This is a genomic window from Inquilinus limosus (assembly GCF_051487185.1).
Classification (GTDB): Bacteria; Pseudomonadota; Alphaproteobacteria; order DSM-16000; family Inquilinaceae; genus Inquilinus; species Inquilinus limosus_F.
Genome location: NZ_JAHVDK010000003.1, coordinates 205,491 through 227,156 on the forward strand (window position 1 = coordinate 205,491; position 21,666 = coordinate 227,156).

The following is a 21,666-nucleotide window of genomic DNA, read 5'->3' on the forward strand; positions in this document are numbered from 1 at the left end:
GTCCAGGAGGACGCATGGCCTCGCTTCGCGTCACGCTGATCCCCGTCCTGAAGGACAACTACGCCTATCTGCTGGAAGACGAGTCGACCGGCATGGTCGCCGTGGTCGACCCGGGCGAGGCCGACCCGGTCGCGGCGAAGCTGGAGGCCAAGGGCGGGCGGCTGGACTGGATCCTCAACACCCATCACCACGGCGACCATGTCGGCGGCAATCACGAGCTGGCGAAGCGCTACGGCGCCTCGATCATCGGCCCGGCCGCGGAATCGCATCGCATCCCCGATCTCGACCGCGGCGTCGCCGAAGGCGACCACGTCATGGTCGGCGCGGCGCGGGGCTCGGTGCTGGAGGTGCCGGGCCACACCTCGGGCCACATCGCCTTCTGGTTCGAGGACGCCAGCGTGCTGTTCTGCGGCGACACCCTGTTCGCGCTCGGCTGCGGCCGGCTACTCGAGGGCACGGCCGAGCAGATGTGGTCGAGCCTCTTGAAGCTGCGGGCGCTGCCGGACACCACCCGGATCTATTGCGGCCACGAATACACCCAGTCGAACGCCCGCTTCGCGCTGACCGTCGACGGCGCCAACCCGGTGCTGCAGGCCTATGCCGAGGATATCGACGACGCGCGTGAGAGCGGTGCGCCGACGATCCCGGCCCAGCTCGGCCGCGAGAAGCTGGCCAACCCCTTCCTGCGGGCCGACAAGCCCGAGCTGCAGGCCGCGATCGGCATGGCCGGGGCCGACCCGGTCGCCGTCTTCGCCGAGATCCGCGGCCGCAAGGACCGGTTCTGACCGATTTCCCAACCCCGGACGATCATGAAGCTCCTCTACAGCCCGACCTCGCCCTTCGCCCGCAAGGTCCGCATCCTCGCCCTCGAAACCGGCCTCGACGATCGGATCGAGGTGGTGCCGACCAACACGGAGGATCCGGCCAGCGGCCTCTCCGCACACAATCCGCTGAACAAGATCCCGGTGCTGGAGACCGAATTCGGCCCGCTCTACGACAGCCCGGTGATCTGCCAGTATCTCGACACGCTGCATGACGGGCCGAAGCTGATCCCGGCATCCGGTCCGACCCGCTGGCGCGCCCTGCGCTGGGAGACGCTGGCCGACGGGTTGCAGGAGGCCGCGCTCCTGATCCGCTACGAGGTGACGCTGCGCCCGGCGGAGCGGCAGCATGAGCCCTGGATCGAGCGGCAGAAGGCGAAGGTGCTGGCCGCGCTCGACCGGATGGAGGCGGATGCGGCGGAGCTTGACGGGCCTTTGACCGTCGGCGCGATCGCCACCGCCTGCGGCCTCGGCTATCTCGATCTGCGCTTCGCCGATTGGGGCTGGCGGGACCGCCATCCGCGCCTCGCCGCCTGGCACGAGGGCTTCGCCCGGCGCCCCTCCTACACCGCGACGGCGCCGGCGTGACCGCGATGACGCCCGAGGCGATCATCGCCAGGCTCGGCATGAAGCCGCATCCGGAGGGCGGCCACTATGTCGAGCTGTGGCGCGACCCGCCGCCGGAGGGCGGCCGCGGCCGGGCCTCGCTGATCCATTTCCTGCTGCGGGCGGGCGAGATCTCGCACTGGCACGCCGTCGACGCGCCGGAGATCTGGCTGTGGCACGCCGGCGCGCCGCTGGAACTCTCGATCGCCGAGACCGGCCAGGCCGGCGAGGTGCTGCGCCTCGGCCCCGACCTCCTGGCCGGCGACCGCTTTCAGGCGGTGGTGCCGGAGGGGCAGTGGCAGGCGGCGCGCAGCCTCGGCGACTGGACCCTGGTCAGCTGCGTCGTGGCCCCGGCCTTCCGCTTCGAAGGCTTCACCCTGGCGCCCCCGGGGTGGCGGCCGGAGCTGGGCTGAGCCGCCGGTCCCAGAGGTCCCGCCCGGCCAGGATCGCCCCGCCGACGATCAGGGCACAGGCGAGGCCGACCGACAGCGTCAGCGCACCTTCGCCGAAGGCGATCAGCAGCAGGGTCGACAGCAGCGGCGCGGCATAGGCGAAGGCGCCGAGGGCGCGGATGTCCCCACGCTTCACCCCGTGGTCCCAGACGAAGAAGGCGAGGCCGACCGGCCCGAGGCCGAGGCCCGCGATGGCCGCCCAGCCAGCGGCGTCCGGCGCGACCGTCTCCTCCAGCACCAGGTGGCACAGCAGGGAGAGGAGCGCGGTGCCGCCGCAGAACCAGCCCACCGCCTCGGTCGGCACCGCGCCGACCCGGCGGCTCAGCACCGAATAGCCGGCCCAGATCATCGCCGATAGCATGGCGGCGCCGTAGCCCAGGGCGAAGCGTGGGTCGAAGGCCACGCCGCGACCACCGATCAGCACCACGACGCCGAGCAGGCCGAGGGCCGCCCCGGCGACGTGCCATCAGCGCAGCCGCTCCCCCGGCAGCAGGGCGGAGAACAGCACGATCAGCAACGGCCAGGCGTAGTTGATCAGGTTCGCCTCAACCGGCGGCGCCAGGCGCAGCGCCATGAAGAAGACGAGGTGATAGCCGAACAGCCCGCCGACGCCCAGCAGCCACACCGCCGGCCGCTGCCGGGCCGCGGCCAGCGGCGCCTTGCCCTGCGCCAGCGTCCAGGCGAGGCCGATGGCGAAGGCGACCGCGAAGGCCATGCCGGTCAGCTGGAACGGCGGAATCGCGCGCGACCAGGTCGCGAGCAGGGCGAGCGTCGCCCACATCAGCACGGCGGTGCCGCCGATCAGCGTGGCGCGCCGGACGGCGGCGAGGTCGGGGGACATGGGCGTTTCAGTCTTGTTTCTACATCCGCCGGAGGACGGAAAGCGCGATGCCGGCCGGGTTCATACGCTAGATTCGTGGCCTGGAGAATCGCCCATGACCGACGACAGTTTTCGCATCCGCCCCTGGCGGCCGGAGGACCGGCCTCTCGGCCTGGCGCTGTTCGACAGCAACGTGCCGCGCTTCTTCGCGGCGCAGGAGCGGCAGGACTTCATCGAGTTCCTCGAGGCGCTGAGCGGCCCCTATTTCGTGCTGGAGGACGCGGCGGGTGAGGCGGTGGGCTGCGGCGGCTACGAGGCCGCCGAGGGCGATCCATCAGTCGCGGTGCTGTGCTGGGGCATGGTGCGCGGCGACCGGCACCACGCCGGCCTCGGCACCCGCCTGCTGACCGAACGGCTCGACCGCATCGCCGCCGATCCGGCGTTCCGGTCGGTGGCGATCGAGACGACGCAGTACAGCCGCGGCTTCTTCGCCCGCCACGGCTTCGTCCAGACCCGGCAGGTGCCGGATGGCTTCGCCCCCGGCATGGATCTGGTGGAGATGATGCTGGACCTGGACCCGTACCGGCGGTCGCCTGCGGCTCACGGCTTCAGCAGGAACACCACATAGCCGCGGAACCAGGGACTGTCGGCCAGCCCGCCTGGTGCCTCCCACTCGCCGTGCTGCACCAGCCCGATCTTGAAGGGCAGGGTCAGCCGGGCGATGCGTGGCAGATAGGACCGGTAGTTCGGGATGGTGCGGCGGCCCTGATAGGTCTGCACCACCACCTCGTCGACCACCCCCTGCAGCTGGTTGATCGCCTCGGGGTCGGCGTTGCTGCCCCAATCCATCAGCCCGGTGATGCTCAGCCGGTACTCGGGCGGCAGCTGCGCGCGCAGGTCGCGCAGGAAGCTCGCATACTCCTGCAGGTGGCGGGTGCGCGCGTCGAAGTCGATCTGGATGCCGACCACCGGGTTGCCGGCCTGTTTCCAGCGCCGGGCCTGGGCCAGGATGACGGGCAGGATCTGCGGCGGCCAGCGCAGCGTGTGGGCGCGATAGGCCAGCCAGACCTCGCCCTGGCGCAGCCGGGGTACGGCGATGCCCTGGGCGATGATCCGGGCGGGGCCGGCGCCGCCCCGGCGTGGCGGGTCGATCTGGCCCTGCAGGATGTAGACCGTCCGGGCCTGGGCCAGCACCGGCGGCGGCGCCACCCCGGCCCACAGCCAGAAGGCGTCGTGCTCGGCGGCGTCGACGGTCGCGTTGGCCGGCAGCGGCGACAGCAGCAGCGCCGCCGCCAGAGCCCAGCGCGCCAGGGCAGGCATCGTCACCAATAGTATTTCAGCGTCTTCGCCCAGACGGTGTTCGCGTAGCGCGACTTCAGCGTCTGGAACCACTGCTTGCGCTGGCTCTGCGGGATGTCCTGCGGGCCGCAGCCGTTGGTCTGGCTGGGGGCGAAGCAGTTGATGGCGCGGTACAGCGCATAGGCGCGGTCGGTGCGGCCGGCCTTGCTGTCGGCCATCACCTTCATATAGCCGTCGAGGCGGGAATAGATCTTGCCCGGGAACTGGGTCTCGGTGCCGCCCAGCTGCTCCGCGTCCGGCTGGCTGTCGAGGGCGTAGGAGTCCAGGCCGTTGCGCAGGATGAACTCGCCCAGGCAGTTCAGCCCCTGCGGGTTGTCGGCGTCGCGCTGCAGCGTCGCCGCGATCTCCCGGATCGACGGGCAGGCATAGTTGGACTCGGCCGAGGCGCCGTCCCAGCGGAACAGGGTCAGGGACTGGTCCCAGGGCACCGACGGCTTTTCCGGCAGCGGGTCGGGCAACAGCGCCAGGTCGGCGCCGAAATCCTGGTAGTGGCCGCGCATCAGATCCTTGTAGAGCAGCGTGAACAGGGCGGTGTCGCGCTCCTCCTCGGTCGCGTCCGCCGCCCTGGCCTGCTGGCGCAGCAGCGCCGGCCCGGCCAGGTTGCGCAGCAGGATCTGGCGGATCTCCGGGCTCTTGATCGGCGATCCCTGGTCGAACACCGCCGCCAGCTGGCCGCTGCGCTCGTAGTTCATGGCCAGCGCCAGCTCCAGCTGGGCGCGCTGCAGCGGCTTGGCCAGCGGGATCAGCTGCAGCCACAGCGCCTGTGCACCGGCCCAGTCGTCCTTCGCCTCCATGGCGAAGCCGCGCAGGGTCTGGCGGCTGAACTCGAGAGTGCTCATGGGGCCGGCCGGCACCGTGTCCGGCAGGCTCTTCAGGGTCTCGTCGGGGGACCGGGCGACATAGAACTGATAGGCGGCGATGAGGTATCCGTGCAGGTCCGGCCGGTCGGCGAAGCGCGGCTTCTGCTGCTCCAGCGTGTCCAGGCCGATGATCGGGCCGCCATCACCAGCGACGTCGACGCCCTTGTCGCGCATCGCCATCAGGTCCATCACCGCCAGCAGCATCGGGTCGGTGACATCGGCGCTGCGCCCCGGGACCAGCAGCTTGTTGTCGGTCTCCTGCACCAGGGCATCGAGCGCGTCGGGATCGGCGGAAGCCTGGCCCAGCAGCGCGGCATAGGCGGCGGCCAGCCGGGTCGGGTCGTCGCCCAGCCAGTAGATCCGGCGCAGCAGCCCCTGGGCCGAGACGGCATAGAGACCGCTCGGATAGGCCTGGAGATAAGCCGCGAACGCCGTTTCGGACTCCGCCAGCACGGCCCGGTCGACATTCTCCAGCTTCGGATAGCCCATGTCGTCGAAGGCGTTCTGCTGCGCCTGGTTCAGCAGGGTCCGCGCCGCCATGTAGCGCGCCGTCTCCTTCAGCCAGGGCTGCTCGCTGCCCTCCAGCGCCCTGAAGGCCTCCGACGCCTGCGGGAAATCGCCGTTGTAGAAGGCGACCGCGCCGCGCAGGTAGCCGGCGAACTGCCGGCCGAGCGGCGACTGCACATCGGCGGGAACGAGGCCGTGGTTGCCGCCGCAGGAGCCCAGCATGGCCAGGCGCGCCTGGGCCAGGGACCGGCGTTCGCCGTCGGGCAGCTCGGTGCTGCCGACCAGCTGCTGCAGGAAGGCCCGCGCGGTGGCGTCATCGTTGCTGGCGCAGCGGCTGCCTTCGCCGCTGGCGAACAGGTTGGTGTTGTCCGCGGCCGGCGGCTTCGCCGCCTCGGGCGGCAGGCCGATCTGCCGGGCCAGATCGGCCAGCGCCACGGCGTCCGGGTCGGCGGCGGGGGCGGCCGGGGTCTCGACCACGGTCGCGTTGCCGTCGCCGCTGCCGGGCGCCCCTGCCGGCACCGCCTCTTCCTCGGGGCCGAGCAGCCGGTCGAGCGGGAACGGCACCAGCCCGTAACCCATCTCGCGGTCGTATGGCGACGGCGGCCCGTCCGGCAGCGGCTGCAGCCCCCGGTCGGCCAGCAGCAGGCGCAGATTGACCCGGCTGTCATTGGCGGGGCTGAGGAAGGGCAGGTTATTGCAGCCGTCGAGCCCATCCTGCTTCAGCGACCAGGTCACCGAGCAGCCGAAATCGCCGCTCGCCTGCGCCGCCTGAATGCCGACGCCACCCAGCAGCAGCACCAACGGAAGCAAACAGCGCCGGATCATCGCTCCTCCCTCGCCACGCTGCGATCGTGGGAATCATCTCCGTCCGGTCGTATCAGATCGTTCGCCCGACCGACAGACCCGCCGATCCTGTCCGGGGCACGCGGCGAAATCTTGGCCCATCGAAGGCGGCCTTAGATGCCGCCCGCCACCTTGAGCACCGTGGCGGTGGCGTAGCGCGCGGCGTCGGACAGCAGCCAGGCCACCGCCTCGGCGATCTCCTCCGGCTCGCCCGGCCGGCCGGCGGGGATCCGCGCCGTCACCCGCTCCAGCCGCCCCGGCGCGTGGATCTCGGTCCGGATCATGCCGGGCGACACGGCGTTGACCCGGATGCCGTCGGCCGCCAGCTCGCGGCCGAGGCCGATGGTGAAGCTCTCGATCGCTCCCTTGGTCGCGGCGTAGTGGACGTATTCGCCCGGGCTGCCGGTCTGCGCCGCGATCGAGGACAGGTTGACGATCGCGCCTTTCGTGCCGGCGGCGCGGAACCGGCGCACCGCCTCCCGCGCGCACAGGATCGGCCCGATCAGGTTGACGTCGACCACCCGGCGCAGAGTCTCGCTGTCGAGATCGGTCAGCTCGCCGTTGCGGCCGGTGATGCCGGCATTATTGACCAAGCCCTGCACCGGCCCGAAGGCGGCCTCGGCCCGGTCGAACAGCGTCCGGATCTCGCCCTCCTGCGCCACGTCGGCAGGCACGGCGATGGCCCGGCCGCCGGCGGCTGCGATCTCCGCCACCACGGCCTCGGCCGCGGCGGCGTCGGCGCGGTAATTGACGCAGACGGCCCAGCCGTCCCGCGCCGCCCGGCGGGCGATGGCGGCGCCGATGCCGCGGCCGCCGCCGGTGACGATCAGGAGGCTCATAGCGACAGCAGCCTTTCCGCGAAATCGGCGATCGGCGCGCCGTCGACCATCAGCCCGGCCGGCACCGAGAAATGGCCCTGCGGCCGGACATGGACCTGCGCCTCCGGCACGCCCCAGCGCCGGGCGATCGCCTGGCCGCCGGCGAAGGGGGTGACGTCGTCCTTGCTGCCCAGCACCATGAAGACGTTGTCGGTGTCCATCTGCGGCCGCTCCACCGGGTCGGTCAGCGGCCGCCAGCGGCTCAGCGCCGCCTCGGTCCAGCCCGCCGCCGTCAGGGCCCGGTCGAGTCCGAAGGCGCGTGCGAAGGAGCCGCTCAGCGCGATCTCCTCGATCCCCTCCGAGGTGGTGAACAGCAGCAGCGCGTCCGGCCGGCAGGCGGCCGGCCAGCCGCCGCAATGGGCGGCCGCCAGCTGCGCCGTCAGGGCGCCGAAGCTGATGCCGCTCCATCCGACCGCGCCGCGGCTGGTCTGCCGGGCCCAGCGGGTCAGGACGCCGACCTCGCGCACGGCCGCCGAGAGATGATCGAGCGCCCCGAGCGGGGTCGACGCCACCATCGGCTCGCCGGCGTAATAGCCCGGGCGCTTGCGCCGCCCGTGCCAGGGGGCCTCCACCAACACGACGCGCAGGCCGCGGCGGACCAGGGATTCGATCTCGCTCAACGGCCCGCGCAGATGGTCCGGCTCCATGCAGATGCCGTGCAGATGGATCACGGTCGGCGGGTCGACCGCGTCGTTCGGGGTGAACACCCGGGCCCAGCACGGGCTCTCCACCGCCGGGTCGGGCGTCGGGAAGGTCAGCCAGTGGTCGGTGCCCAGCTCGCTCGGCAGCCGCCGCGTCTCGGTCACGGTCGGCAGCAGCTCGGGCAGGCAGTAGGCGTTCTCGGGATCGGCCAGCCGGGCGCCGTGCCGGGCCTCGAGCTCGGCCTCGGTCGGGATCGCCCAGCGGCAGGCCGGGATCTTGCGGTTGTTGCCGAACAGGGCGAAACGCAGCCGGCTGGTGGTCAGGGCCGAGGCGGCGTCGAGGCGCGCTTCCTCCGCCGCCACCACGTCGGCCAGGGGGGCGGTGGTGGAGAACAGGAGGCGGTGCCACTCCGCTTCCGCCTGGCGATGCTGCTCGGCCATGCGGGACACGTCGCGCAGGGTGCGGCCCAGCCAGACCGGGCGCTTGCCCAGGGCGTCGGGCGGGATCTGCAGCTCGGCGCAGAAGCGGTGCAGGTCGCCATCGGCGACGATCGCCGCGGCCAGGCTGCGCGAGGCCGGCAGGAACCAGCCGCGCAGCAGGGCCAGCGACATGCCGTCGAACCAGGGCCGCGCCACCAGCCGGCCCAGCGGCGTACGCATCAGCCGCATCAGGTCGGGCCGCGGCTTCAGCCGCACCGGCCCCGGACCGCGCCGGCGCTGCGCCCGCTGCCGGGCGGAGAGATGCAGCACCCGCCGCAGCTCCGGCCATTCGATCAGCCCCTCGGCCTCCTCCAGCGTCGCCCATCGCGCCTCGGCGGCGTCGTCGCCGGCCACCGGCTCGCCGGACCGCCACTCGGCCTCGACGTCGATGATGGTGTAGTGCCACTCGACCCCGCCCTCGGCGTCGCGATGGATCGAATCGACGGCGGTGACGATGCCGATCGCCTCGGCTTCGACCCCGGCCTCTTCGCGGGTCTCGCGCAGCGCCGTCTCGAACAGGGTCTCGCCCAGTTCCTGGCTGCCGCCCGGGATGCTCCACTGCCCGGCCTGGGGCGGCTTGGCGCGCCGGATCAGCAGCAGCCGGTCATCGCGCCAGACGATGGCGCCGACCCCGATCCTCGGCCGATCCATCGCGGGCGTATGGCGGCTGTCCTGCGGCATGGCCTCAGGCCCTCTTACTGGAACGCGACTTCGGCGAAGCTCCGCAGCTTGCGGCTGTGCAGCTGCTCCAGGCCCAGGCCGCGCAGCATCTCCATGGCCCGGATGCCGATCTGCAGATGCTGGCCGACCTGCTGTGTGTAGAAGGCGCTGGCCATGCCCGGCAGCTTCAGCTCGCCGTGCAAAGGCTTGTCGGAGACGCAGAGCAGCGTGCCGTAGGGCACCCGGAAGCGGAAGCCGTTGGCGGCGATGGTGGCGCTCTCCATGTCCAGCGCGATGGCGCGGCTCTGGCTGAAGCGCTGCACCGGCTCGCGATAATCGCGCAGCTCCCAGTTGCGGTTGTCGATGGTGGCGACCGTGCCGGTGCGCATCACGCTCTTCAGGCCATAGCCGGTCAGGCCGGTGATCTCGCCGACCGCGCGCTCCAGCGCCACCTGGATCTCGGCCAGCGCCGGCACCGGCACCCAGACCGGCAGGTCGGCGTCCAGCACGTGATCCTCGCGGACATAGCCATGGGCCAGGACGTAGTCGCCCAGCTTCTGGGTGTTCCTGAGGCCGGCGCAGTGGCCCAGCATGATCCAGGCGTGCGGCCGCAGCACCGCAATGTGGTCGGTGATGGTCTTGGCGTTGGACGGTCCGACACCGATGTTGACCATGGTGATGCCGGAATGGTCCGGCCGGGTCAGGTGATAGGCCGGCATCTGCGGCAGCCGCGCCGCCGGGGTGCCGCGGGCGCGGCCGCCGGGCAGGGTGACGCGGTCGCCCGGCTCGATGAAGGCGTCATAGCCGCCGCCGTCGCCCTGCATCAGCTCATAGGCGTAGCGGATGAACTCGTCGATGTAGAACTGGTAGTTGGTGAACAGGACGAAGTTCTGGAAGTGCTCGCAGCTGGTGGCGGTGTAGTGCTTCAGCCGGAACAGCGAATAGTCCGACCGCGGCGCCGTGAACAGCGCCAGCGGGTGCGGCTCGCCCACCGGAATCACGGCGGTTCCGTTAACGATGCTGTCGTCCATCATCGCCAGATCCGGCAGGTCGAACACAGCCCGCATGTGCAGCATGCGCTCGCGGGTCAGGTCGCCCTCGACATGCATGCCGTCGGGAAAGGCGAAGTGGATCGGGATCGGCGTGTCGCTGACCCCGACCTCGACCGGCATGTGATGATTGTGGATCAACTGCCCGATCTGTTCGGTGAGGTAGCGATGGAACAGCGACGGCCGGGTGATGGTGGTGGCGAAGGTGCCCGGCCGGTCGACGAAGCCGTAGGACAGGCGGGTGTCGGCCCGGCTGAAATCCTCGACCCTGACCGAGAGGTAGGGATAGCAGGCGCGAACCCGCGCCGCCGGCTCCTCGCCGCGGGAATAGGCGCGGAAGGCGTCGCGCAGCACGCCGGTGTTGGCGTCGTAGATCGCGTGCAGCCGGGCCACCGCCTCGGCCGCGTCCCGGAACTGCTCGGGGGCGTAGGGTTGGGGGGAAGCGGCCTTACTCATGCCTCGACTCCCATCAGCGACCGCCCGAACTGCTCGGCGTCGAAGGGCCGCAGGTCGTCGATGCTCTCGCCGACGCCGATCGCGTGCACCGGCAGGCCGAAGCGCTCGGCCAGCGCCACCAGCACGCCGCCGCGGGCGCTGCCGTCCAGCTTGGTCAGGATCAGGCCGGTGACCGAGACCATGTCGCGGAACACCTCGACCTGGCTGTGCGCGTTCTGGCCGGTGGTGGCGTCCAGCACCAGCAACACGTCGTGCGGCGCCTCGGGGTCGATCTTCTTCAGCACGCGGACGATCTTGGCCAGCTCGGCCATCAGATTGTCCTTGTTCTGCAGCCGGCCGGCGGTGTCGATCAGCAGTATGTCGCGGCCCTCGGCCCGGGCGCGGGTCAGGGCGTCGAAGGCAAGGCCTGCGGCATCGGCGCCGGCAGGCGCCGTGACCACCGGGCAGCCGGAGCGCTCGCCCCAGACCTGCAGCTGGTGCACCGCGGCGGCGCGGAAGGTGTCGCCGGCCGCGATCATCACGGACTTGCCGGCGTCGCGCCACTGCTTGGCCAGCTTGCCGATCGTCGTGGTCTTGCCGGTGCCGTTGACCCCGACCACCAGCACCACCTGCGGCTTGCGCTCGGGAGAGAGGGCGAGCGGCTTGGCCACCGGGCGCAGGATCTGCGCCACATGGTCGGCCAGGGCGCGGCGGACCTCGTCGCCCGACACCTCCTTGCCGAAGCGGGTGCGCGCCAGCTCGGCGGTCAGCTTGGCGGCGGTGGCGGGGCCGAGATCGGCCTGGATCAGCAGCTCCTCCAGCTCCTCCAGTGTCGCATCGTCCAGCTTGCGCTTGGTGAAGATGCCGGTGATGCCTTCGGTCAGCTTGGCGGAGGAGCGCGACAGCCCCTCCTTCAGTCGGGCGAACCAGCCCTTCTTCGGCGCCCCTGCGCCGTTATCGGTCATCGGGTCTGTCATGCGCGCTTCTTAACACGCCGTGTGTGACCTCCGTAAGTCGGCCGGGCGCGGGGCAGGGGCGCTGGGAACGCGTCCACAAAAAAGGGTTGCAACTCGTCCACCTCCAGGACTGAAATGGCGGTATCGGCTGGGGTGCCCGTCGTCACGGCGGGCTGAGATCATACCCATCGAACCTGACCTGGATCATGCCAGCGGAGGGAGCCTGAGATGACCGGCATTCCGATTCCGTCCCCATCGCAGGACGAGTCCTGCGGGCCTACCCCCTTGCGTGGAGCGAGACCGCGCGTCGCGATCATCGGCGCCGGCGTCAACGGCCTGGCCATCGGCTGGCGCCTGGCCCGGGCCGGCTGCCCCGTGGAGGTCTACGACCGCGGGCCGGTCGGGCGCGAGGCCAGCTGGGCCGCCGCCGGCATGCTCGCCGCCGGGCTCGAGGCCGAGCCGGGGGAGGAGGCGCTGTTCGGCCTCTGTCGCCGCGCCCAGGAGCTCTGGCCCGGCTTCGCGCGGGAGGTCGAGGCGGCGTCGGGCCTGCCCGTCGGCTACCGTGACGAGGGCACGCTGGCCGTCGCCCTGACCCGCGACGATGCGGCGGAGCTGCGCTTCTCCACAGATTTCCAGACCAAACTCGGGGTCGAGCTGCGCTGGCTGAGCGGCGCCGAGCTGCTGCGGCGCGAGCCGATGCTGCGGCCCGGCCTCGCCGCCGCCGTCCACAGCCCGGCCGACCACCAGGTCGACAACCGCTGGCTGGTGCCGGCCCTGGCCGAGGCGCTGCGCCGGGCCGGCGGCGGCCTGCACGATCATGCGGAGGTCGAGGCCGTCACGATCGATCACGGCCGGGCCATCGGCGTCGTCGTGGCCGGCGAGGCGCGGCCGGCCGATGTCGTGGTGCTGGCCGCCGGCGCCTGGTCGGGCGGCATCGCCGGCATCCCGCGCGAGGCGCTGCCGCCGGTCAGGCCGGTGAAGGGCCAGATGCTGGCGCTGCAGATGGACCCGGCGGCGCCGCTGCTGCGCCACGTGGTCTGGGCCGGCAAGGCCTATCTGGTGCCGCGGATCGACGGCCGCCTGATCGTCGGCGCCACGGTGGAGGAGCGCGGCTTCGACACCACCGTCACCGCCGGCGGCATGCTGTCGCTGCTCGATGCCGCCTGGCGGGCTTTGCCGGGGATCGAGGAGCTGCCGGTGATCGAAAGCTGGGCCGGCCTCAGGCCCGGCAGCCGCGACGACGCGCCGATCCTCGGCCCCTCCGTGATCGACGGCCTGGTCTTCGCCACCGGCCACCACCGCAACGGCATCCTGCTGCTGCCGGCGACGGTCGAGGCGGTGGCCGGCGCCATCCTCGACGGCAGGCTGCCGACGGCGGCGGAGCCGTTCCGCATCGACCGCTTCACCGGCATCCAGGAGGCCGCGCAATGAGCGTCCTGGTGAACGGCGAGACCGAGGCCCAGGCGGTTGGGTTCAGCGTGCTCGACCTGCTGGTCGCCAAAGGCATCGACCCCGCGGCGCGCGGCACCGCGGTCGCACTCAACGACGCCGTGCTGCCGCGGACACGCTGGCCGGAGCAGCGCCTGGCCGAAGGCGACCGGGTCGAGATCGTCCGCCCGTTCCAGGGCGGCTGAGGAGAATATCGAGATGCAGGATCCCTTCATCGTCGCCGGCGTGGCGCTGCGCTCGCGCCTGTTCATCGGCACCGCCGGCTATCCGAACCGCCAGGTGATGCTGGATTCGATCGAGGCCTCGGGGGCCGAGGTCGTCACCGCCTCGATCCGGCGGATCAGCCTCGAAGGCTATGCCGAAAGCCTGGTCGACCTGGTCGGCGAGCGCTGGCGCCTGCTGCCCAACACCGCCGGTTGCATGACCAGGCGCGACGCGATCCTGACGGCGCAGCTGGCGCGCGAGGCACTCGGCACCAATTGGCTGAAGCTGGAGCTGATCGGCGACCGCGAGACCCAGTACCCGGATGTCGCCCAGCTGGTCGAGGCGGCGGAGGAGCTGGTGCGCGACGGCTTCGTTGTGCTGCCCTATTGCAACGACGACCTCGTCACCTGCATGCGCCTGGCCGATGCCGGCTGCGCTGCGGTGATGCCGCTCGGCTCGCCGATCGGCTCCGGCCTCGGCATTTGCAATCCGCATGCGATCGAGATGATCTGCAGCCGGGTTCAGGTGCCGGTGGTGCTGGACGCCGGCATCGGCACCGCCTCAGATGCGGCGCTGGCGATGGAGCTCGGCTGCTCCGCCGTGCTGCTGTCGACCGCCGTCGCCAAGGCACGCGACCCGGTGCGCATGGCCCGGGCCATGGCCGCGGGGGTCGAAGCCGGCCGCCTCGCCGCCCAGGCCGGCCGGATTCCGAAGCGCCGCCTGGCCGACCCCTCCAGCCCGCAGCTCGGCCTGATCGGGACGTGACCCGTCTGCCGACCCCGCCGCTGCTGCTGATCACCGATCGGCGGCAGGCGGCGCGGCCGCTGGACGAGATCGTCGCCGATGCGCTGGCCGCCGGCTGCCGCTGGGTCAGCCTGCGCGAGAAGGATCTGCCGGCAGGGGAGCGCTTGGCCCTGCTGCACCGGCTGGTCTGCCTGACCTGGCCGGCCGGGGCGGTGGTCACCGTCCATGCCGATCTGGAGGCGGCGGCCGAGGCCGACGGGCTGCATCTGGCCGCGGGCGGCGACCCGGCCGCGGCACGGCGACGGCTCGGCTCCTCGGCCCTGATCGGCGTGTCCTGCCACACCGGGGACGAGGTCGACGCCGCCGTCGCGGCTGGGGCCGACTACGTCACCCTCGGCACGTTGGCGCGGACCGCGAGCAAGCCGGGCTACGCGCCCATCCTGTCCCTGGCCGAGGCCGGTGCGATCGCCCGCCGCCATCCCGGCCGGGTGATTGCCCTGGGCGGGATCGGGCCCGATCTGCTGCCGGGCCTTGTCGCCGCCGGCTTCGCCGGCGCCGCGGTGATGGGCGGGGTGATGCGGGCCACCGACTCCACGGCCGCGATCCGCGACTATCTCGCGGCGCTTGGCGCCGGCGCAGCCTGACCGCCTGTCGGGCGCGCCGCCCGGCGTGCTATAGGTCGGGGCCGGATGGGAACCCCGCCTGCATGAAGCTGCGATTTCGGCCGCTGCGCGTCCTGGAATTCGTCGTGATCACGGTCCCGGGGCTGATCGGGCTGGTCCTCGCCCTCCGCGCCGCCGGCCCGCTGATCGACCTCGTCCAGGTCGAGCTGAGCCGGACGCCGGAGGCTCAGGAGGTCGAGGCCACGCTGATCGCCTGGACCCGGGCCGGGACCTCGCCGGAGCAGATCGACGCCGAGCTCGCCAAGGCCTTCGCCGAGGACGACATCGACGGCGTCGCGGTCTGGCTGAAGGTGGCCGAGATGACGGGCTATCCCGTCAGGCCGGAAATGCGTGCCCGCTACGCGGACGAGATCTCGGCGGCGAGCAGCGCGACCCGGGTCGCCCGGCAGGCGGTCGCCGGCGCCGTGACCGGGGAGGGGCGCGGCCTCTCCGGCCTGGCCGGCGCCTTCGCCGCCGACATGACCTTCGTCGGCGACCTGCGCGACATCGGCCGCGAGCTCTGGAATTTCGGCAGCGGCAACCCGGTGGATGAGCTGGCGCTGGGTCTGTCGGGCATCGGGCTGACCCTGACCGCGGCGACCTGGGGCTCCGGTGGGGTCGCGGCCCTGCCGCGCGGCGCGGTGTCGGCCTTCAAGATCGCGCGGCGGACGGGCCGGCTGTCGGCGCGCTTCGCCGAGCGCCTCGGCCGGATGGTCGCTGATGTGGTCGATTTCCCCGCGCTGCGCCGGCAGGTCCGGGACGCCGGGTGGCGGGACGCTGTCATGCGGCCCGGCGTGGTCTTCGCCGCCGCGATCCGCCGCGACCGGCTGGACGGGCTGGACGAGGCCGTCAGCGCCGCCGGCCGGATCGCCGACCGGGTCGGCCCGGCGCAGTCGGTTGAGCTGCTGCGCTATGTCGACGACGTGCCGGACCTGCGGCGCATCGACGAGGTGTCGGCGGTGATGGGCGACCGCACGCTGGCCGTGTTCAAGGTGCTGAAGCGCGGCGCGCTGATCCCGGTGAAGGCGACCATCCGCTGGTCGCGGCGGCTTGCCGACCTGACCGCCACCGTGCTGTTCGGCGCGATCAGCCTGGTCCTCGCCCTGATGTACTGGCTGCGCCTGCTGCTGCTCGGCCTGATCTACGGCCTGTGGTGGGGATGTCGGGCCTGCCTCGCCGCACGTTGAGGGATCAGCCGTCCAGCAGGCTGCGCGACAGGATGCCGGCGAAGCTGGTCTCGGCCGGGCCGGTCATCAGCACATGGCCGTCGCTTTCGCGCCACTCGATCAGCAGCGTGCCGCCATCGAGATCCACCCAGGCGGTGCGCTCGGCCAGGCCGCGGCGGACGGCGGCGACGGCGGCGGCGCAGGCGCCGCTGCCGCAGGCCTGGGTGATGCCGACGCCGCGCTCCCACACCCGGTAGCGCAGCCGGTCGCGGCCCAGCACCTGGACCACGCCGATATTAGCGCGCTCCGGGAACAGCGGGTCGTGCTCCAGCACCGGGCCGACGCCGTCGATCGGCACCGCCTCGGCGTTCGGCACGAAGAAGATGGCGTGTGGGTTGCCCATCGACACGCCGACCGGGTCGGACAGCAGGCCGGAGGACACCGGCAGGTGCAGCGTGTCGGCCTCATGCGCCAGCGGGATGTCCTGCCAGCCCAGCCGGGCCGGGCCCATGTCGACGGTGACGGCGCCGCTCGGGGCGCTGCGGCATTCCAAGAGGCCGCCCCGGGTCGCGATCACCGCCCTGTCCTCGCCGGTATCGGCCATGACCAGGGCGGCGACGCAGCGGGTGCCGTTGCCGCAGGCGCCCGATTCGGTGCCGTCAGCGTTCAGGATGCGCATGAAGACATCGGCGCCGTCCGTCTGTGCCGGCTCGATCACCAGCAGCTGGTCGAAACCGACGCCGCGGTGCCGGTCGGCGATACGCCGGGCCTGGTCGGGATGGATCGTGATCGGCCGCTCGCGCGCGTCCAGCACGACAAAGTCGTTGCCCAGCCCGTGCATCTTCCAGAACGGCAGCCCGTCCATCGCCCGCTCCCAAGATCTCTCCCGCTCTCATATGGCATCAACCAGGCCTTCGGGGCGAGAGCGGAGCCCTGCGTGATCGACAGGGCGAGGGCCGGCGGCTAGCATGGCGGCCGACGGTGCCTCGGGAGACCGGGGTGAAAAGGGAAGCCGGTGCGTCTTTCGGGGCTATGCCGGCGCTGCCCCCGCAACTGTAGGCGGCGAGCCTGCGCCCGAAGCCACCGGAGGGGTCCGGGAAGGGGGCGCGCGGCGGTGACCCGCGAGCCAGGAGACCTGCCGTCGAGGACTGCGTGTGACGGGGCGGGGTGTCCCCGGGCGGCGCGTCGGGCGGCAGGCGGGGCCTGTCCGGCCGGCTCCCTCCCGATCATCCCTGCCGAAGGTGGGAGACGCTGTGGTGTCCGATCTGACCGTGCGGCCCCTGGTGGCCGCGGATGTGCCGATGCTGCTCGACATGCTGCGCGAGCTCGCGGCGTTCACCGGCCAGCCGGCGGCGATGACGGCGCAGCGCGCCGATCTCGACGAGGCGCTGGCCGAAGTGCCACCGCGCTTCCGCGGCCTGATCGCCGAGGACGGCAGCGGCGTCGTCGGCTATCTCACCTACACCATCGACTATTCGGTCTGGACCGGGGGCGACTTCATCCGGATCGACGACGTCTATGTCCGCGAGCGGGCGCGCGGCCGCGGCGTCGGCCGGCAGCTGATGCGGGCGCTGGCCGATATCGGCGTGTCCCAGGCGATGCGGGCGCGCTGGGAGATGGCATCGGATAATGACGGCGCCCGCCGGCTCTACGCCGGCATCGGCGCGGGACCGGAGGACAAGACGATCTGGCGCTGGCCGGTCGCCTCCATGGAAGCGTTCCTGAACCGGACCGAGCCGCCGCCGACATCCGACCGCGACGCCGTCCCGCCCGAATCCGGCCGCGGCCTGCCGGGCGAGGACGGCTTCATCCTGGTGCTGCGCCGGGAGGGCGGGAAGGACTGATCCGGCCGCATTGACTCCTTGGCCGCGTCCGCCTAAAAGACGCGGCGCTGCGGGATGGGCCCGCAGTGAGACCCCACGGGGTGCCGCCAGTCCGCGAGTATCGCGCACTGGCGCTTTTCCGTTTGGGGCGACGGGATTCAAAGGGCGATCATGTTCGAAGGTCTGAGCGGCCGTCTCGGCGACATCTTCGACCGGCTTCGCAAGCGCGGCGCGCTGACGGAAGCCGATGTCGGCGCCGCCCTGCGCGAGGTCCGCGTGGCGCTGCTCGAGGCCGACGTCGCCCTGCCGGTGGTCAAGGAGTTCGTCGACAAGGCGCGTGAGCGGGCGGTCGGCCAGGAGGTGCTGCGCTCCGTCACCCCCGGCCAGCAGGTCATCAAAATCGTCCATGACTGCCTGGTCGAGATGCTGGGCGGCACGCCCGGCGAGGCGCCGGACATCGGCGGTCCGACCCCGATCAACCTGATCGCCGTGCCGCCGGTGCCGGTGCTGATGGTCGGCCTGCAGGGCTCGGGCAAGACCACCACCACCGGCAAGATCGCGCTGCGCCTGAAGACGCGGGACAACAAGAAGGTCCTGATGGCGTCGCTCGACACGCGGCGTCCGGCGGCGCAGGAGCAGCTGAAGATCCTGGGCGAGCAGATCGGCGTGACCACCCTGCCGATCATCCCGGGGCAGGACCCGCTGGCCATCGCCCGCCGCGCCATGGAGCGCGGCCGGCTCGAGGGCTTCGACGTCGTCATGCTCGACACCGCCGGCCGCCTCGCCATCGACGAGGAGCTGATGGCCGAGGTGGCGGCGATCCGCGACGCCACCCGCCCGACCGAGTCTTTGCTGGTGGCCGACGCCATGACCGGCCAGGACGCGGTCAATGTCGCCCGCGCCTTCCATGAGCGGGTCGGCGTCACCGGCATCGTCCTGACCCGGGTCGATGGTGACAGCCGCGGCGGCGCCGCCCTGTCGATGCGCGCCATCACCGGCCAGCCGATCAAGCTGATCGGCGTCGGCGAGAAGATGGACGCGCTGGAGCTGTTCCATCCCGACCGCATCGCCAACCGCATCCTCGGCATGGGCGACGTCGTCAGCCTGGTCGAGAAGGCGGCGGCGACGATCGAGAAGGAGGATGCCGAGAAGCTCGCGGCCAAGATCCAGAAGGGCGAGTTCGACCTCGAGGACCTGGCCTCGCAGCTGCGCCAGATGCGCAAGATGGGCGGTCTGCAGGGGCTGATGGGCATGCTGCCTGGCGTCGGCAAGATCAAGGACCAGATGAAGACCGCCGGCCTCGACGACAAGATGATCAAGCGGCAGGAGGCGATCATCTCCTCGATGACGCCGCTGGAGCGCCGCAACCCCAAGATCATCCACGCCAAGCGCAAGGTGCGGATCGCCGCCGGCTCCGGCACCTCGGTGCAGGACGTCAACAAGCTGCTGAAGCAGCATCAGCAGATGGCCGACATGATGAAGAGGGTGAAGAAGCTGGGGAAGGCCGGGCTGATGCGCGGTATGCCCAAGCTGCCGCCCGGCATGCTGCCGCCCGGCTTCAAGATGTGAGGAGGGGATCGTCATGGCCATGATGTTCGATCATATCTCCATCGGCGTCGCCGATCTGGCGCGCAGCCGCGCCTTCTACGACGCGGCGCTGGCGCCGCTCGGCTACGGCCGGATCCGCGACTTCGACGATGCCGTCGGCTATGGCGAACCGCTGCCGGCCCGAAACGGGCATTTCTGGATCGCCAAGCCCGAGGATGGCCGTCCGGCGCCGATGCCCGGCCTGCACCTGGCCTTCCGGGCGCCGAACCGCGCCGCGGTCGACGCCTTCCACGCCGCGGCGGTGGCTGCCGGCGGCCGCGACAACGGCGCGCCGGGCCTGCGGCCGCACTACCACCCGAACTACTACGGCGCCTATGTGATCGACCCCGACGGCCACCATGTCGAGGTCGTCTGCCACGACGCCGCCTGAGTTTTCCCCAACAGCAAGTTGACCTGAGGAGAGTACCTAGATGTCCGTCAAGATCCGCCTGACCCGCGGCGGCGCCAAGAAGCGCCCGTTCTACTCGATCGTCGTCGCCGACACGCGCAGCCCGCGCGACGGACGCTTCATCGAGAAGGTCGGCACCTACAACCCAATGCTGGAGAAGGACCATCCGGAGCGGATCGTGCTGAAGGCCGACCGGATCAAGCATTGGCTGTCGGTCGGCGCCCAGCCGACCGAGCGCGTCGCCAAGTTCCTCGGCCATGCCGAGCTGGCGCCGATGCCGACCTACCGCGACACGCCGAAGAAGTCGGCGCCGAAGGCCAAGGCGCAGGAGCGTGCCAAGGCTGCGGCCGAGGCCGCCGCGGCCGCCGAGGCTCCGGCCGAGGCCTGATCGGCACGGGCGCCCTTCCCTGCACGGGATAAAGGGCGCCCGCCGGACCGTTCCCCATGTCTTCATCCTCCAAGGTCTGCGTCGGCCAGATCACCGGGGCGCACGGCGTCCGCGGCCTGGTGAAGGTCAAGCCCTTCACCGCCGCCCCGGAGGATCTGGCCGCCTATGGCCCGGTCTCGGACGAGGCCGGGACGCGGCGCTTCGCCCTACATCTGCTGTCCTGGGCCAAGGACCAGTGGATCGCGCGGATCGACGGCGTGGCCGACCGCGACGCGGCCCATGCCTTGCGCGGTCTCAGACTCTATGTCGACCGTGCCGCTCTGCCGGAGCCTGAGGAGGAGGAGTTCTACCACGCCGACCTGATCGGCCTGCCGGCGGAGCTGGCGGACGGGCAGCGCTTCGGCACGGTCCGCGCGGTGTTCGACTTCGGCGCCGGCGAGATGCTGGAGATCGCCCGGCCGGGGGCGGGGGCAGTGATGGTGCCCTTCACCCGGGCCGCGGTGCCGGTGGTCGACATCGCCGGCCGCCGCATCGTCATCGACCCGCCGGCCGGCCTGCTGGAGCCGGCGGAGCGCCCGCGCGAGGACGCGGAGGATGGCGAGACGGAGGATGGGGCCTGACATGCCCTGGACCGCCCGCGTCCTGACGCTGTTTCCGGAGATGTTCCCGGGCCCGCTCGGCCATTCCCTGGCCGGAAAAGCGCTGGCCCGCGGCGACTGGATGCTGGAATCGGTGGACATTCGCGGCTTTGCGCGCGATAAGCACCGCTCGGTCGACGACGCCCCTTTCGGGGGCGGCGCCGGCATGGTCATGCTGCCCCAGGTCCTGGACGACGCCGTGCAGGCGGTCCGGCGCCCGGGGGAGCGGCTGATCTATCTGAGCCCCCGCGGCCGGCTGCTGGATCAGGCGCTGGTGCGGGAACTGGTGGCGGAACAGGCGATCGTCCTGCTCTGCGGCCGGTACGAAGGGGTCGACCAGCGGCTTCTCGACGCCCAGGGGGCGGAGGAGGTCAGCCTGGGCGACTTCATCCTGTCCGGCGGCGAGATCGCGGCGCTGGCCCTGATCGATGCCGTGGTGCGGCTGCTCCCCGGCGTCATGGGCAATGCGGAGAGCGCCGGGGAGGAGAGTTTCGGGGCCGAGTTCGGGGCGGGTCTCCTGGAGTATCCGCACTACACCCGGCCGGCCCTGTGGACGGGCGCCGACGGCGTGCCGCGCGCGGTGCCGGAGATCCTGATCTCCGGCGACCACGCCAAGGTGCGGCGCTGGCGGCTGGAACAGGCGGAAAGCATCACCCGGGAGCGACGCCCGGACCTCTGGCAGAGATACCTCGCCGCGCATCCCGAAAGGGCCGAAGGCGGCGGGGGCCAAGTCCGAAAGCGCCCGGGTAGAGACCGACGGAAAGAGACCAAGGAACAAGAAGGACGAGAGCCATGAACATCATTCAGACGATCGAGCAGGAACAGGTCGAGAAGCTGACCGCCGACCGCAAGATTCCGGATTTCCAGCCCGGCGACACCGTCAAGGTGAACGTCAAGGTCGTCGAGGGTTCGCGCGAGCGCGTGCAGGCCTATGAGGGCGTCTGCATCGGCCGCAAGAACGCCGGCCTGAACAGCCATTTCACCGTGCGCAAGATCAGCTATGGCGAGGGCGTCGAGCGCGTCTTCCCGCTGTACAGCCCGCGCATCGATTCGATCGAGGTGGTGCGCCGCGGTGCCGTCCGCCGCGCCAAGCTGTATTACCTGCGCGACCGCCGCGGCAAGGCGGCCCGCATCACCGAGCGCCGCGACACCCGGACCCAGGAGCAGGAACAGGCCTGATCCTTCGGGCATCGGATCGAAGGGCCGGCGCGTCGCGCCGGCCCTTTTTA

At 71.6% G+C, this 21,666-nt stretch carries 25 protein-coding genes and 2 riboswitches; of the genes, 16 read left to right on the forward strand and 9 right to left on the reverse strand.

Annotation, left to right across the window (positions count from 1 at the left end; genetic code table 11):
* The first annotated feature begins 14 nt into the window (after nucleotides 1-14).
* From gloB to KXR53_RS04560, 3 genes are read left to right on the forward strand one after another with little or no spacing between them, the layout of a single operon-like run.
* Complete coding sequence (gene gloB / locus KXR53_RS04550; protein WP_437373829.1) at nucleotides 15-785, forward strand: hydroxyacylglutathione hydrolase; 771 nt, start codon at nucleotides 15-17, stop codon at nucleotides 783-785.
* A 24-nt stretch (nucleotides 786-809) separates the two neighbouring features.
* Nucleotides 810-1,409: a glutathione S-transferase gene (locus KXR53_RS04555; RefSeq protein ID WP_437373831.1), complete on the forward strand. Its 600-nt coding sequence runs from the start codon at nucleotides 810-812 to the stop codon at nucleotides 1,407-1,409.
* A gap of 5 nt (nucleotides 1,410-1,414) precedes the next feature.
* Nucleotides 1,415-1,840 (forward strand): cupin domain-containing protein, encoded by a 426-nt coding sequence (locus tag KXR53_RS04560; RefSeq protein ID WP_437374054.1) that lies wholly within the window; start codon nucleotides 1,415-1,417, stop codon nucleotides 1,838-1,840.
* Here the strand turns inward: KXR53_RS04560 and KXR53_RS04565 are convergent.
* Nucleotides 1,800-2,282, reverse strand: coding sequence for an EamA family transporter (locus KXR53_RS04565; RefSeq protein WP_437373833.1), 483 nt, complete (start codon nucleotides 2,280-2,282; stop codon nucleotides 1,800-1,802). The two genes, KXR53_RS04560 and KXR53_RS04565, sit on opposite strands and share 41 nt — an antisense overlap.
* A gap of 63 nt (nucleotides 2,283-2,345) precedes the next feature.
* Nucleotides 2,346-2,720: an EamA family transporter gene (locus KXR53_RS04570; RefSeq protein ID WP_437373835.1), complete on the reverse strand. Its 375-nt coding sequence runs from the start codon at nucleotides 2,718-2,720 to the stop codon at nucleotides 2,346-2,348.
* Nucleotides 2,721-2,814: 94 nt separating this feature from the next.
* Here KXR53_RS04570 and KXR53_RS04575 point away from each other — a divergent pair, with 94 nt between their 5' ends.
* Nucleotides 2,815-3,327, forward strand: a complete 513-nt coding sequence (locus tag KXR53_RS04575; RefSeq protein ID WP_437373837.1) for a GNAT family N-acetyltransferase — start codon at nucleotides 2,815-2,817, stop codon at nucleotides 3,325-3,327.
* Here KXR53_RS04575 and KXR53_RS04580 read toward each other — a convergent pair.
* The 6 genes from KXR53_RS04580 to ftsY all read right to left on the reverse strand — a co-directional run bounded on the left by KXR53_RS04580 (nucleotide 3,300) and on the right by ftsY (nucleotide 11,376).
* Nucleotides 3,300-4,019: a DUF3142 domain-containing protein gene (locus KXR53_RS04580; protein ID WP_437374055.1), complete on the reverse strand. Its 720-nt coding sequence runs from the start codon at nucleotides 4,017-4,019 to the stop codon at nucleotides 3,300-3,302. The genes KXR53_RS04575 and KXR53_RS04580 overlap by 28 nt on opposite strands.
* A gap of 2 nt (nucleotides 4,020-4,021) precedes the next feature.
* Nucleotides 4,022-6,250: a hypothetical protein gene (locus tag KXR53_RS04585; RefSeq protein ID WP_437373839.1), complete on the reverse strand. Its 2,229-nt coding sequence runs from the start codon at nucleotides 6,248-6,250 to the stop codon at nucleotides 4,022-4,024.
* Between the two features lie 131 nt (nucleotides 6,251-6,381).
* On the reverse strand, nucleotides 6,382-7,107 hold the full coding sequence (locus tag KXR53_RS04590; RefSeq protein WP_437373841.1) for a glucose 1-dehydrogenase: 726 nt from the start codon (nucleotides 7,105-7,107) through the stop codon (nucleotides 6,382-6,384).
* Nucleotides 7,104-8,948 (reverse strand): NUDIX domain-containing protein, encoded by a 1,845-nt coding sequence (locus tag KXR53_RS04595; protein WP_437373843.1) that lies wholly within the window; start codon nucleotides 8,946-8,948, stop codon nucleotides 7,104-7,106. The genes KXR53_RS04590 and KXR53_RS04595 overlap by 4 nt, the downstream gene beginning before the upstream one ends.
* 14 nt (nucleotides 8,949-8,962) lie before the next feature.
* The gene (locus tag KXR53_RS04600) at nucleotides 8,963-10,432 is read right to left on the reverse strand and encodes an AMP nucleosidase (protein WP_437373845.1); all 1,470 of its coding nucleotides are present in this window, start codon (nucleotides 10,430-10,432) and stop codon (nucleotides 8,963-8,965) included.
* Nucleotides 10,429-11,376 carry a signal recognition particle-docking protein FtsY gene (gene ftsY, locus KXR53_RS04605; RefSeq protein WP_437373847.1) on the reverse strand — a complete coding sequence of 316 codons (948 nt, stop codon included), beginning with the start codon at nucleotides 11,374-11,376 and terminating at the stop codon, nucleotides 10,429-10,431. The genes KXR53_RS04600 and ftsY overlap by 4 nt, the downstream gene beginning before the upstream one ends.
* Before the next feature lie 130 nt (nucleotides 11,377-11,506).
* Nucleotides 11,507-11,605: riboswitch (TPP riboswitch) on the forward strand.
* Between the two features lie 47 nt (nucleotides 11,606-11,652).
* Between ftsY and thiO the strand changes: the two genes are divergently transcribed.
* The 5 genes from thiO (at nucleotide 11,653) to KXR53_RS04630 (ending at nucleotide 15,613) form a co-directional block, all read left to right on the forward strand.
* Nucleotides 11,653-12,798, forward strand: coding sequence for a glycine oxidase ThiO (gene thiO / locus KXR53_RS04610; RefSeq protein WP_437373849.1), 1,146 nt, complete (start codon nucleotides 11,653-11,655; stop codon nucleotides 12,796-12,798).
* Nucleotides 12,795-13,001: a sulfur carrier protein ThiS gene (gene thiS / locus KXR53_RS04615; RefSeq protein ID WP_437373851.1), complete on the forward strand. Its 207-nt coding sequence runs from the start codon at nucleotides 12,795-12,797 to the stop codon at nucleotides 12,999-13,001. Before thiO ends, thiS begins: the two co-directional genes overlap by 4 nt.
* A gap of 13 nt (nucleotides 13,002-13,014) precedes the next feature.
* Nucleotides 13,015-13,785, forward strand: a complete 771-nt coding sequence (locus KXR53_RS04620) for a thiazole synthase (protein WP_437373853.1) — start codon at nucleotides 13,015-13,017, stop codon at nucleotides 13,783-13,785.
* Entirely contained in the window at nucleotides 13,782-14,408 is a 627-nt protein-coding gene (locus tag KXR53_RS04625; protein WP_437373855.1) for a thiamine phosphate synthase, read from the forward strand. Before KXR53_RS04620 ends, KXR53_RS04625 begins: the two co-directional genes overlap by 4 nt.
* Nucleotides 14,409-14,470: 62 nt before the next feature.
* A complete protein-coding gene (locus tag KXR53_RS04630; protein ID WP_437373857.1) occupies nucleotides 14,471-15,613 on the forward strand; it encodes a hypothetical protein in 1,143 nt (380 codons plus the stop codon).
* A gap of 4 nt (nucleotides 15,614-15,617) precedes the next feature.
* Here the strand turns inward: KXR53_RS04630 and dapF are convergent, their stop codons facing one another.
* On the reverse strand, nucleotides 15,618-16,457 hold the full coding sequence (gene dapF / locus KXR53_RS04635) for a diaminopimelate epimerase (protein ID WP_437373859.1): 840 nt from the start codon (nucleotides 16,455-16,457) through the stop codon (nucleotides 15,618-15,620).
* 97 nt (nucleotides 16,458-16,554) lie between these two features.
* Nucleotides 16,555-16,749, forward strand: a riboswitch (cobalamin riboswitch).
* A gap of 99 nt (nucleotides 16,750-16,848) precedes the next feature.
* Here dapF and KXR53_RS04640 point away from each other — a divergent pair.
* The 7 genes from KXR53_RS04640 (at nucleotide 16,849) to rplS (ending at nucleotide 21,616) form a co-directional block, all read left to right on the forward strand.
* Complete coding sequence (locus KXR53_RS04640; RefSeq protein ID WP_437373861.1) at nucleotides 16,849-17,436, forward strand: N-acetyltransferase family protein; 588 nt, start codon at nucleotides 16,849-16,851, stop codon at nucleotides 17,434-17,436.
* A 150-nt stretch (nucleotides 17,437-17,586) separates the two neighbouring features.
* Nucleotides 17,587-18,984: a signal recognition particle protein gene (gene ffh / locus KXR53_RS04645; RefSeq protein WP_437373863.1), complete on the forward strand. Its 1,398-nt coding sequence runs from the start codon at nucleotides 17,587-17,589 to the stop codon at nucleotides 18,982-18,984.
* 13 nt (nucleotides 18,985-18,997) lie between these two features.
* Nucleotides 18,998-19,393, forward strand: coding sequence for a VOC family protein (locus tag KXR53_RS04650; protein WP_437373865.1), 396 nt, complete (start codon nucleotides 18,998-19,000; stop codon nucleotides 19,391-19,393).
* A 40-nt stretch (nucleotides 19,394-19,433) separates the two neighbouring features.
* Entirely contained in the window at nucleotides 19,434-19,799 is a 366-nt protein-coding gene (gene rpsP / locus KXR53_RS04655) for a 30S ribosomal protein S16 (RefSeq protein ID WP_437373867.1), read from the forward strand.
* Nucleotides 19,800-19,855: 56 nt separating this feature from the next.
* Nucleotides 19,856-20,419, forward strand: a complete 564-nt coding sequence (gene rimM, locus KXR53_RS04660; protein ID WP_437373869.1) for a ribosome maturation factor RimM — start codon at nucleotides 19,856-19,858, stop codon at nucleotides 20,417-20,419.
* A gap of 1 nt (nucleotide 20,420) precedes the next feature.
* On the forward strand, nucleotides 20,421-21,233 hold the full coding sequence (trmD, locus tag KXR53_RS04665; protein WP_437373871.1) for a tRNA (guanosine(37)-N1)-methyltransferase TrmD: 813 nt from the start codon (nucleotides 20,421-20,423) through the stop codon (nucleotides 21,231-21,233).
* Nucleotides 21,230-21,616, forward strand: a complete 387-nt coding sequence (gene rplS, locus KXR53_RS04670; protein ID WP_437373873.1) for a 50S ribosomal protein L19 — start codon at nucleotides 21,230-21,232, stop codon at nucleotides 21,614-21,616. Before trmD ends, rplS begins: the two co-directional genes overlap by 4 nt.
* The last annotated feature ends 50 nt before the right edge of the window (nucleotides 21,617-21,666 follow it).